This window comes from Streptomyces sp. NPDC048659 (assembly GCF_040650575.1).
In the GTDB taxonomy this organism is placed as follows: domain Bacteria; phylum Actinomycetota; class Actinomycetes; order Streptomycetales; family Streptomycetaceae; genus Streptomyces.
The window spans coordinates 76,362-86,179 of the sequence record NZ_JBEZHM010000039.1; the positions used below are offsets into that span (position 1 = coordinate 76,362).

Consider the following 9,818-nt stretch of genomic DNA (forward strand, 5'->3'; position numbering starts at 1 on the left):
CGTCACGTGTTCAGTCTGGAGCCCTTCCTGTGTGCAGCGAGCGCCGTCTCTCCGGCGGATCCCCTCGGTCCTTCCGTCTTCTCGTCACGGGCGGAGGTACGGGTGGGCATACCTATCCGGCCCTGACGGCGGTCCGGACCATGCGGGACCGGCTGTCCGCCGAGGGTCGCGCGCTGGAGGTTCTCTGGATCGGTACCGCCGAGGGCCTTGAGGCACGCGTCGCACCTGCGGAGGGGATCCCCTTCGCAACGGTCGCGACGGGGAAGGTCCGTCGCTCGAGCAACCCGCTCAAGATGCTGTCGGCGGCCAATGTGAAGGACATGGCGAAGGTGCCGCTGGGCATCGCCCAGGCGCGCAAACTGGTGGGGGAGTTCCTGCCGGACGTGGTGCTCGCCACCGGCGGCTATGTGGCTGTCCCGGCCGGCCTTGCCGCGCGGATGTGCCGCCGGCCGCTGGTGCTGCACGAGCAGACGGTGCGCCTCGGGCTGGCCAACCGGCAGCTGGCGAGTTCGGCCACCCGGATCGCCGTGTCCTCGGAGTCGTCGCTGCCGCTGCTTCCCGAGGCTGTACGCGGGGTCGCGGTGGTCACCGGCAACCCGGTACGCCCGGAGGTGCTGACCGGTCGCGCGGACAAGGCGGTCGAGGGTCTCGGTCTGACGGGCTTCGACCGGCGGCTGCCGACTGTGTATGTCACCGGCGGCGCGCAGGGCGCCCAGCAGATCAACGGCGTGGTCGGTGACGCCCTTGAGTGGCTGCTGGAGCGCGCCAACGTCATCCACCAGTGCGGGCCCGACAACGTCTCGGGGCTGCGCCAGCTCGTGGGTGGGCTGCCGGGGGCGCTGCGCGGCAGGTACCACCTCACAGGCTTCGTCGGCGGGGAGTTGCCGGACGTCCTGGCACTCGCCGACGTCGTCATCTCCCGTAGCGGCGCAGGGACGCTCGCTGAGCTGACCGCGCTGGGCAAGCCGGCGGTTTTCGTGCCGCTGGCCACGTCGGCTGGGAACGAGCAGGTCCACAACGCCTGGCACTTGGAAAAAGTGGGCGCCGCCGTCGCCTTGGTCGGTGACGTGTCCGCGGACCGGCTGAAGAACGCCGTGGGCCCGCTGCTCACCGATCCCGCGCGGCGGGAGACGATGGGGCAGCGGGCCAGGGAACACGGGCGGCCGGATGCGGCGGACAGGCTTGTCGACGTGCTGCTGTCCGCCGCCGCTGGCTGACCGACCTACAACCGTCGCGGTCCGAGATGCAGCGCCGTGCCGGCTTCGATCAGCACGGCGCACCCAGCGCCCCGCCCGCCCCTGCGCAGGATGCAGCAGCCCCCAGGCGCACGGTGAGCAGCTTGCGCATCACGTGCCTTCGACCGTCTCGAGGGCTCGTCCCAGCTCCGCCACCACGTGCTCGATGTCGGCCTGGGTGAGGTGCTGGTGGAAGGGGAGGCTGAGGATCTCTGCGCCCGCTTGCTCGGTCGCCGGGAGGAAGCGGCGCCAGGTCGCGAAGGCGGGCTGGAGGTGGTTGGGCGGGTAGTGGACGCCCACGCCGATGTGCTTCGCGCGCAGCTCGGTGAAGACTTCGTCGCGCCGTGGGAGGCGGACCTGGCACAGATGCGGCACGGCATGGTCCGGATCGACGTCGATGAGCGTCACGCCGTCCAGACCGTTGAGACGGTCGCGGTAGGCGTGCCAGAGACGGCGGCGCGCCAGCTCGGTGGTGGTGAACCGGTCGAGCTGTGCCAGCCCGATGGCAGCGTTGATGCTGGAGAGCTGATAGCGCAGCCCGAAGTTCTCCACACGGTAGGTGGTGATGTTCGCGCGCTCGCTCTGGGACTGGACGACACCAAGGAGCCGGAGCCGGCGAAGCCGGTCTGCCTCCTCCGGTGAGCGGGGGATGGCCATGCCGCCCTGGCCGCAGGTGAGGTTCTTGATCGGGCCGAACGAGAAGCAGGTCAGCGCGCCCGTCGTTCCGACTCGGCGGCCGCCGATCCGGGAACCGAAGGCGTGCGCCGCGTCCTCGATCACGGCGATGCCCCGGGCGTCCAGGTCTTCCTGGACGGTGGTGAGGTCGATGGCGCGGCCGCCGAACAGGACCGGGACGACGGCCGCGGTCGCTTCCGTGACCGCCTCCATCAGGAGGTCTTCGGTGACGCACAGAGTGGAGGGATTGATGTCGGCGAACCGCGGCGTGGCACCGGCCGCGAGGATCGCTTGGATGGTCGCGCAGAACGTCATCGACGGCACGACCACCTCCTGGCCCGGGCCGACTCCTGCGGCGAGGAGCGCAGCGTGGAGGGCAGCGGTGCCTGAGGAGACGGCGACGGCGTCGGGCACGCCGAGGAAGTTCGCGATCCTGCGTTCGAACTGTTCGGTGACGTCGGTGTGTCCGTACTGGCCGGACTCCAGGACGCGGGCTACCGCGGCGGCCTCGCGCCCGTAAAGGTACGGGGTGGCGTTGCGGCGGGCGTCCGGCCTCGAAGAACCGATGGGTGTGTTCACTTCACCTCCGTGACGGGCCGGATGATCGGCCGGATCAGCGCACTGGCCGTCTTCAGGGCGGCGGACACGTCCGCCACCGACGGCCCGGCGGCTACGAGCATGCCGATCTTGTGACCGGACTGGTCATGCGGACGGACAAGGTCGCCCACCTCGGCGTACAGTTCGAGGCCGGTGATTCCGGGCGTGTTGCGGGCTTCGGTGACGCCTTCCCACGCGATCAGCTCGCCGTCCGTGGCGAGCGGGGACCCGATCAGCTCCACCGCCGCATGCGCGTCGTGCGTCGGCGTCAGGTACTCATCGAACGGCTCGCCGAGCGCGAGCGCGACGAGCGCACCCACGACGTTCACCCCGTACGCAGCTGCATGCACTCGCGGAATGCCGTCGCCGCTGAGGCGCGGATTGGCCTCGATGATGCGCCCCAGGCCGTCTGCGCCGAGAACCAGGTCGAAGTTCGCCGGCCCGTTGACGATGCCGAGCGCGCGGCACAGGCGCTCGGCGCTCGCCTCAAGGTGGTCCCGCTCCTTCGGCGACAGTTCCGCGGTGCCGATTCGCCTGACGACGAAACCACCGGCGACCAGCTCTTGGTCCTTGATGCAGGTCATGACCGACCTGCCGTTCCGCAGGAAGAGGTCGATGGTCAACTGCCGGCCCTGAACGAACTCCTCGACGATCACAGTCCGGGAAGCCGCGTAGGTGCGGGCGCTGAGGAAGGCGGAGGGCAGGTCGTCAGGTCGGGTGATGCAGGTGACGCCCTTGCTGCCCGACCCGTCCACGGGCTTGACCACGAGCGGGAAATTCAGCCCCGCCGCCCTCACGAGGATCTCGTCCGGATCACTCGACGCTACCCACCCGTACCCGGTCAGGCCGCAGGATACGACGACCTTGTGGAAGGCGGCCTTGTCGAGACCGGCGAACGCCTCCTTGGGGTACACGTAGGGAGCGTCGTACAGCAGGGCCAGGGTGCGCCAAGTGGCCAGGGCGGCGTCGCTGGCGCCGACCACGATGCCGGCGGGGCGCGTGTCGCCCAGCGCGTCGGCGATGGCGTCAGCGTCCCGGGTGGAGATGTGAAGGGTGGCGCCGGCCAGCGGGAACGCGGGGGCGTCTGCTCGCATGTCCACCGCTATGGTCGGGATGTCGCGGCTCCGCGCCTCCTGGTAGAGCGGGATGTGCTCCTCGGATGCGCCGAGCACAAGCAGTGCGTTGTGCGGCAACTGGTCAGGCATGCTGCGACTCCCGAATGGTGTCGGGGGCGACGTGCGGTCGCACGGTGACGGAGCTGCGCATCAGCGGCGCCCAGCGGTCGGGGTTGCGTCGGTACCAGTCGACGGTCTCGGCGAGGGACTCGTCGAAGTCGCGCTCGGGCCGGAAGCCCAGGGCCGTGAGCTTGGCCCAGGTCATGGAGTACCGGATGTCGTTCGACCGGCGGTCCGGCACGTAGACGACGGAACCCCAGTCGGCACCCACGACGCCGAGCAGGCGCTCAGTCAGCTCCTTGTTGGTGAAGTCGGTGCCGCCGCCGATGTTGTAGACCTCGCCCGCGGCACCGTGCCGCAGGACCAGCTCGATGCCGGCGCAGTTGTCCTCGACGTGCAGCCAGTTCCTCACGTGCTGGCCCTGCCCGTGGAGGGTGACCTTCTCGCCGCGCAGGAGGCGGGTCGCGAACAAGGGAATGATCTTCTCGGGGTGCTGGTACGGCCCGAAGTTGTTCGCGCTCCGCGTGACGCACACAGGAACGTCGTAGGTGCGGAAGTAGCTCAGCGCCACCAGGTCGCTCGCCGCCTTCGACGCCGCGTACGGGACGGTGGGCCGCAGCGGGGCCGCCTCGCTGGCGGACCCCTCGGGCAAGGGACCGTAGACCTCGTCGGTCGATACGTGCACGAATTTCTCGACGCCGTGCCGCATGGCCGCGTCCGCGAGCTTCTGGGTGCCGAGCACGTTGGTCTGGACGAAAGCGCCGGCCGCGAAGAACGAGCGGTCGACGTGCGACTCAGCGGCGAAGTGAACGATCGCCGTGTGGTCGCGGACGAGCTCGTCGACCAGCTCGGCGTCGAGGATGTTGCCGTGGACGAACGTCAGCTTCGGGTTGAGGAAGGCCTCGCCGAGGTTCTCGATGTGCCCGGCGTAGGTCAGGGCGTCGAGAACCGTCACGTGAGTGATGTCGTCGGCCCACAGGATCCGTTTCACGAAATGGGAGCCGATGAACCCGGCTCCGCCCGTCACGAGAATCTTGTTCATGATGCCTCCGGGGAGGTGCGAGCATCGGGCCGGCCCCATGTGCCGCCCGTCTGCGAAACCCACGGTGACGCCCGCTCGGCCCATACGGGACCGTCCAGGTCGTCCCCGCACACGGTGTGAGGAACTGGCACATGCCGTGCTTCCGCACGCCCTGCCGCGGCCCAGCGAACGGCGCTAGCGTCGTGCCTCCCGTCGGTGCACAGGAGGTACCAATGGGCCAGCACGAGAACGACTTAGGGTCCGTGTTCCGCGGCGCCCGAAGCGCGCTCCGGCTCACCCAGAAGCAGGTCGGACTGATCGTCGGCTACTCCGCCTCGGCGATCTCCCGGATCGAGAGCAACCAGATGCGCCCAGACCTCCCCACGTGCCTGGCCCTGGCGGAAGCTCTGGGCATTCCCGCCGAGCGGGTGCGCGGTGCCGCTGTGCCTGAGGGCCCGGTGATCGCTACGGTGGCGAGCGGATACCCGCCGGACGAGGAGGACGCTGTGCGTCGCAGACAACTACTGACCGGGGCGCTCGCGGCTGGGGCGACGGCCATCGTCGGCGAGGGACCGGCCCACGCGCTGTCAACTGTCGACCTGGAGGACGTCCTCTTCCTGCTTCCGTCAGCGGCGCCGGCCCCGCTCGCCGAACTGGCGGCCCGGACCGCAACCGCTCGGAGAGCCTTCACTAGCGCCCGTTACAACGACCTCGCAGCCTCCCTGCCCAGTCTCCTCGCGACCGCTGAGGCAACGCGTGACGCCGCCGGCGGTCGCGCCCGTCAGCAGGCGTCCGCCGTCCTCGCCCGCTCCTACGTACTCGCAGCGGAGCTCGCCGCCAAGCAGCACTCCGACACGGCCTGGGCCGCTGCCGACCGCGCGCTTACCGCCGCCCGGGCAAGCGGCATGCCCGTTCCCGTCGGGGAAGCCTCCCGTGTCCTGGCCATCACGATGCGTCGCTCCGGCCGCTGGTCATCGGCCGTGCACCTGCTCACTCGGGAAGCCGGCGACCTTGACACCGCCGATCCTCGAACCGCAGCCGTACGCACCACGCTTCTGCTCACCGCAGCGTACTCGGCAGCGACCGGCGGCGATCGCAACGGGAGCCTCGGGCTCCTCGACGAGGCGGAGGCCGACGTCGAACGCCGCCCCGGATCCCCTGACGGCCTGTTCACCGTCGAAGCTACCCGAGCCCAGGTCGACGTCTACCGTATCGGCGCTCTGAACGCCCTCGGCACGCCTGACGAAGCTGTGAAGGTAGCCGCCGGACTCAACATTGACAGCATGCCCACCCCCGAGCGCCGAGCTCGTGCATGGACCGATACGGCCCGCATGTGGCACGCCCTCGGCAACAGTGAGCAGACCTTCACTGCGCTGCGCCACGTCGAGCAGGAGGCTCCCCAGGAGGCCCGACGGCCGGCGCTGCGCGCCCTTACCTCCGACCTCCTGTACGGGCCTGGACGACCGCAGGGACTACGGGAGTTCGCCGCCCGCACCGGGGCGCTCGTCTCCTGACACAAGGACGGTACCCCTGCGCGAGTGCTCGGGCGGGACACCGCTGAAGACGAGGTCACCCCGGCCGGGGCTTCCGGTCCAAGAAGCGCCGCTGTTTCCGGTGCCGCCGGTGGGGCCTCGCGGGTGGGGAGGTTGCGGGGGTTCTGCTGGTCCGTATTCGCGGGGAAGTGGGTGTCTGGTTTGCCGGTTTCGGTGAAAGTGGTTCAGATGGCATTGGCCGTGGGGTAAAACTGCAGGTCATGGAGTCTGCTCCCCGCACGCGCGGGGATGGTCCCAGCTCCGCCGCACCGCCGAAGCCCTCGAAGCCCTGCTCCCCGCACGCGCGGGGATGGTCCCACCTCGACCGGCGGGCGGACTCCCGCGCCCCACTGCTCCCCGCACGCGCGGGGATGGTCCTCAGTCGATCGCGACGCCGGACATGGGTGAAGAGTGTTCCCCGCACTGCGGGAAGGGGCCCGGGCACCTCGTCGTAGTCGGGATGGTGGTCCCCCTCGAAGCTCTCACGGACGCTTGGTCGGTGAGCCGAGCTCCGCACGCGCGGGGATGGCCCCGTGGCGCACCACGCCTGCCAGTCGCTCCACTCCTGCTCCCCGCGTAAGCGAGGATGGCCCCCATGTCCGCACCCACACCTCGGACCTGATCACTGCTCCCCGCGGCCGCAGGGATTGCCCCCGGACCTGCTCGGCGTCGAGTACGGTCTGGATCTGCTTCCCGTGCACGCCGGGATGGCCCCGTGTCGAGGGCCGACAAGGTTGTCGGTCTGGACTGCTTTCCGTGCCTGTGGGGATGGCCGTCCTGGCTTCGCTGTTGTGGCACTGCTGCGGGTTTCTGGTGTGTCTGCGGGGGAGCGGTGTCTTGTTTGTCGGATTCCGCGAAAGTGGTTCAGATGGTGTTGGTTGTGAGGTAGAACTGCAGGTCAGGAAGTCTGCTCCCCGCACCCGCGGGGATGGCCCCCGGGCCGGATCCTCTTCCGCGAGGTGGCACAGCTGCTCCCCGCACCCGCGGGGATGGCCCCCTCGCTCCCGACGAGTTCCTCCTCGGCATCGACTGCTCCCCGCACCCGCGGGGATGGCCCCGGGCCGTCTCCCTCAGGCGGGGGAGATCTGCCCTTGCTCACCGCGCACGCGGGGGTGGTCCCTGGCCGAGGGGGTGTCTTCAAATGATCGCCGTTGGTGGATCATGGTGTGGTGATACGTCGTCATGAGTTGTCGGATGCTGAGTGGGAGTTCGTTCGGCCGTTGCTTCCGGTGTCGTTGCGGGGGCGGAAGCGGCTGGACGATCGCCGGGTGCTGAACGGGATCGTGTGGAAGTTCCGGACCGGGACGGCCTGGCGGGATGTGCCCGAGCGCTATGGTCCGTGGGCCACGTTGCACACGCGTTTTCGCAGGTGGGCGGCGGACGGGACGTTCGACCGGATGCTCCGGGCGGCGAAAGCGGACGCGGCGGGTGACATCGACTGGCTGGTCTCGGTCGACTCCACGGTCGTCCGCGCTCACCAGCATGCGGCCGGGGCCGGAAAAGGGGGCTCCGTGACCCGGCTCTCGGCCGGTCCAGAGGCGGTCAGACCAGTAAGGTCCATCTGGCCTGTGACGGGCGGGGCCGTCCGCTCGGCTTCGTCGTGACGGGCGGCAACACCAACGACTGCACCCGGTTCACTTTCGTCATGGACCAGATACGGGTGCCCCGGATCGGCCCGGGGCGTCCCCGTATCCGGCCTGATCACGTCTGGGTGGCAAGGGCTGCAGCTCGAAGGCGATCCGCACGTGGCTCCGCGACCGGGGCATTCCGCACACGATTCCCGAGCGGGCCGACCAGATCGCCAACCGAACCCGGCGAGGCAGTCGAGGAGGCCGCCCGCCGGCCTTCGACCGCGAAGCCTACAAGCACCGCAACGTCGTCGAACGGTGCTTCAACCGCCTGAAGCAATGGCGCGGCATAGCCACCCGCTACGACAAAACCGCCCAGTCCTACGAAGCCGCCGTCACCCTCGCATCACTCCTGATGTGGGCGTGACATTTGACGACAGAACCTAGGCCGCGCACGGCCAGGACGTCGAGCTCATCGGAGGCGGCGGCGTGTTGGCGGATCTCTTCGCGGGCGGCGGCCTGTGAGGAGTAGACCCGGACGACCTCGGGAAAGGCGGCGAGATCGAAAGCGGCCCCGCCGACCCGCTTCTCCCGGCTGGCTGCAAGGCCGAGGAGGTGCCGGGCGTCGTCGGGCATGTTGAGGCTGTCGGCGATTCGCTCGTACACGTCGAGCCGGGTGATCTCGCGTCGGCCGTTGATGATCTCGTTCACGCGCCCCTGAGAGAGTTCGACGGCGGCTGCGATACGGGCCTGGCTGGCCCCGCTGTACTGCTGGACGTAGCGGAAGACCGCGCCGATGTCCCGGTTGCGGAGGGCTTGGCGGACCTCCGACCGCTCCCACGACCATGCCTCTAACTGGATCGGCCCGGAGGTCATGTGATGTCCCCTCACCCATTGTGGGATCGGAATGCATCCCACGGTGAGATTACCGTTCTGGGATCGAAACGCCACCCTCCGTCACAGGATCCTGACGGTATGACACCCCGACTCAGGGACTGGCTTCTCACCGGGCGCACGGTCGCGATGTGCCCCGCAGGCACCTGGTGGGACGCCGTCCGTGGTCGCCGTTCCCTTGGGCTGGCCGTCCTCGGCACGCTGGGCGAGCGCAACGGGGCCGTCATCGAGGATTTGGGCAGCAACAGCCTGGTGTGGTCGCCGAGCCGGGCCGCCGCATGGCGGTCACTGTCCCATTCCGCTGCACTGTCCGGAGAACGGCACTTCTGATCCTTCCGAGGGCTGCGCGGCGGCGCGGTGCTCGGTGATGTCGCGCAGGCGGAAGGATGTGAGCTGCTCCCCGCGCCTACGGGGATGGTCCCCGACGAGACCCACGATGCCGAGCATCAGGCCACTGCTCCCCGCGCACGCGGGGATGGTCCCCAGCCGTTCAAGGTGGAGCCGGGCCTTATCGACTGCTCCCCGCGCACGCGGTGGATGGTCCCCTGGTCGCGAGAGACAGGACGAGCGGCGAACTCTGCTCCCCGCGTCTGCGGGGATGGTCCCCCGTCCGACGCCGTGACGGTGTTGTCGGTTCTGGTGGGTGCCGTATTCGTTTTCCGTATCTGTCCTGAATTCGGATTCTGCATAGGTGTTTTGCCGACAGGTCAGGAGCCGCTTTCTCGGAGGGTTTTGCGGGTTGTGTATGCGGGTTTTGGTGGCCTTTTCCGTCGCCCCGTCAGTTCCCTTTCTGCCCATGTGTTTTGGGTATTTCCGCATACGGCCCAAGGTGTTCGGATCAGGCGGACCTCCCACCCCCTTGCTGCGCTTTTCAGAAGATTGGCATAGACCACTTGTCATCCAGGAATGCTCCTGCTGTCGTACGGAGAGCGGCCTCCCCTTCGGGGTGTAGGGGCTGGACGTGTCAGGGTTCGGGTGCATACTGTGATCAGGTTTAGGGCTTGATGGGGAGCCGCCGGCCCCGCAGCCGCGACCTGTGCCGGGTCATCCGCCAGGTGCGCCCGCAGCGCGCGATCATCCCGTCCCCCGAGATCAACTGGGCCCGCGTGGCGGACCTCCAC

Annotated in this window: 7 protein-coding genes, 1 pseudogene and 1 CRISPR repeat array; of the genes and pseudogenes, 4 read left to right on the forward strand and 4 right to left on the reverse strand. The window is 69.1% G+C overall.

Translation table 11 applies throughout. From position 1 onward, the window contains the following. Positions 1-29 precede the first annotated feature (29 nt). Entirely contained in the window at positions 30-1,217 is a 1,188-nt protein-coding gene (locus AB0C99_RS26495; RefSeq protein ID WP_362479813.1) for a UDP-N-acetylglucosamine--N-acetylmuramyl-(pentapeptide) pyrophosphoryl-undecaprenol N-acetylglucosamine transferase, read from the forward strand. A gap of 129 nt (positions 1,218-1,346) precedes the next feature. Here the strand turns inward: AB0C99_RS26495 and AB0C99_RS26500 are convergent, their stop codons facing one another. The 3 genes from AB0C99_RS26500 to rfbB are packed head-to-tail and all read right to left on the reverse strand — an operon-like array spanning position 1,347 to position 4,724. Further along, complete coding sequence (locus AB0C99_RS26500; RefSeq protein WP_362479816.1) at positions 1,347-2,489, reverse strand: DegT/DnrJ/EryC1/StrS family aminotransferase; 1,143 nt, start codon at positions 2,487-2,489, stop codon at positions 1,347-1,349. Next, entirely contained in the window at positions 2,486-3,712 is a 1,227-nt protein-coding gene (locus AB0C99_RS26505; protein ID WP_362479819.1) for an ATP-grasp domain-containing protein, read from the reverse strand. The genes AB0C99_RS26500 and AB0C99_RS26505 overlap by 4 nt, the downstream gene beginning before the upstream one ends. Next, positions 3,705-4,724, reverse strand: a complete 1,020-nt coding sequence (rfbB, locus tag AB0C99_RS26510; protein ID WP_362479822.1) for a dTDP-glucose 4,6-dehydratase — start codon at positions 4,722-4,724, stop codon at positions 3,705-3,707. Before rfbB ends, AB0C99_RS26505 begins: the two co-directional genes overlap by 8 nt. Before the next feature lie 212 nt (positions 4,725-4,936). Here rfbB and AB0C99_RS26515 point away from each other — a divergent pair, with 212 nt between their 5' ends. Together AB0C99_RS26515 and AB0C99_RS26520 are read left to right on the forward strand one after the other, a co-directional pair. After that, entirely contained in the window at positions 4,937-6,217 is a 1,281-nt protein-coding gene (locus AB0C99_RS26515; RefSeq protein WP_362479825.1) for a helix-turn-helix transcriptional regulator, read from the forward strand. Positions 6,218-7,142: 925 nt separating this feature from the next. Then, positions 7,143-7,355: direct repeats of the CRISPR family, unit length 29 nt; unit sequence CTGCTCCCCGCACCCGCGGGGATGGCCCC. 52 nt (positions 7,356-7,407) lie between these two features. Further along, positions 7,408-8,230: pseudogene (locus AB0C99_RS26520) on the forward strand (IS5 family transposase). Here AB0C99_RS26520 and AB0C99_RS26525 read toward each other — a convergent pair. Continuing rightward, the gene (locus tag AB0C99_RS26525) at positions 8,185-8,679 is read right to left on the reverse strand and encodes a helix-turn-helix transcriptional regulator (protein ID WP_362479828.1); all 495 of its coding nucleotides are present in this window, start codon (positions 8,677-8,679) and stop codon (positions 8,185-8,187) included. The pseudogene AB0C99_RS26520 and the gene AB0C99_RS26525 sit on opposite strands and share 46 nt — an antisense overlap. A gap of 99 nt (positions 8,680-8,778) precedes the next feature. Here AB0C99_RS26525 and AB0C99_RS26530 point away from each other — a divergent pair, with 99 nt between their 5' ends. Beyond that, the gene (locus AB0C99_RS26530; protein WP_362479831.1) at positions 8,779-9,027 is read left to right on the forward strand and encodes a hypothetical protein; all 249 of its coding nucleotides are present in this window, start codon (positions 8,779-8,781) and stop codon (positions 9,025-9,027) included. The last annotated feature ends 791 nt before the right edge of the window (positions 9,028-9,818 follow it).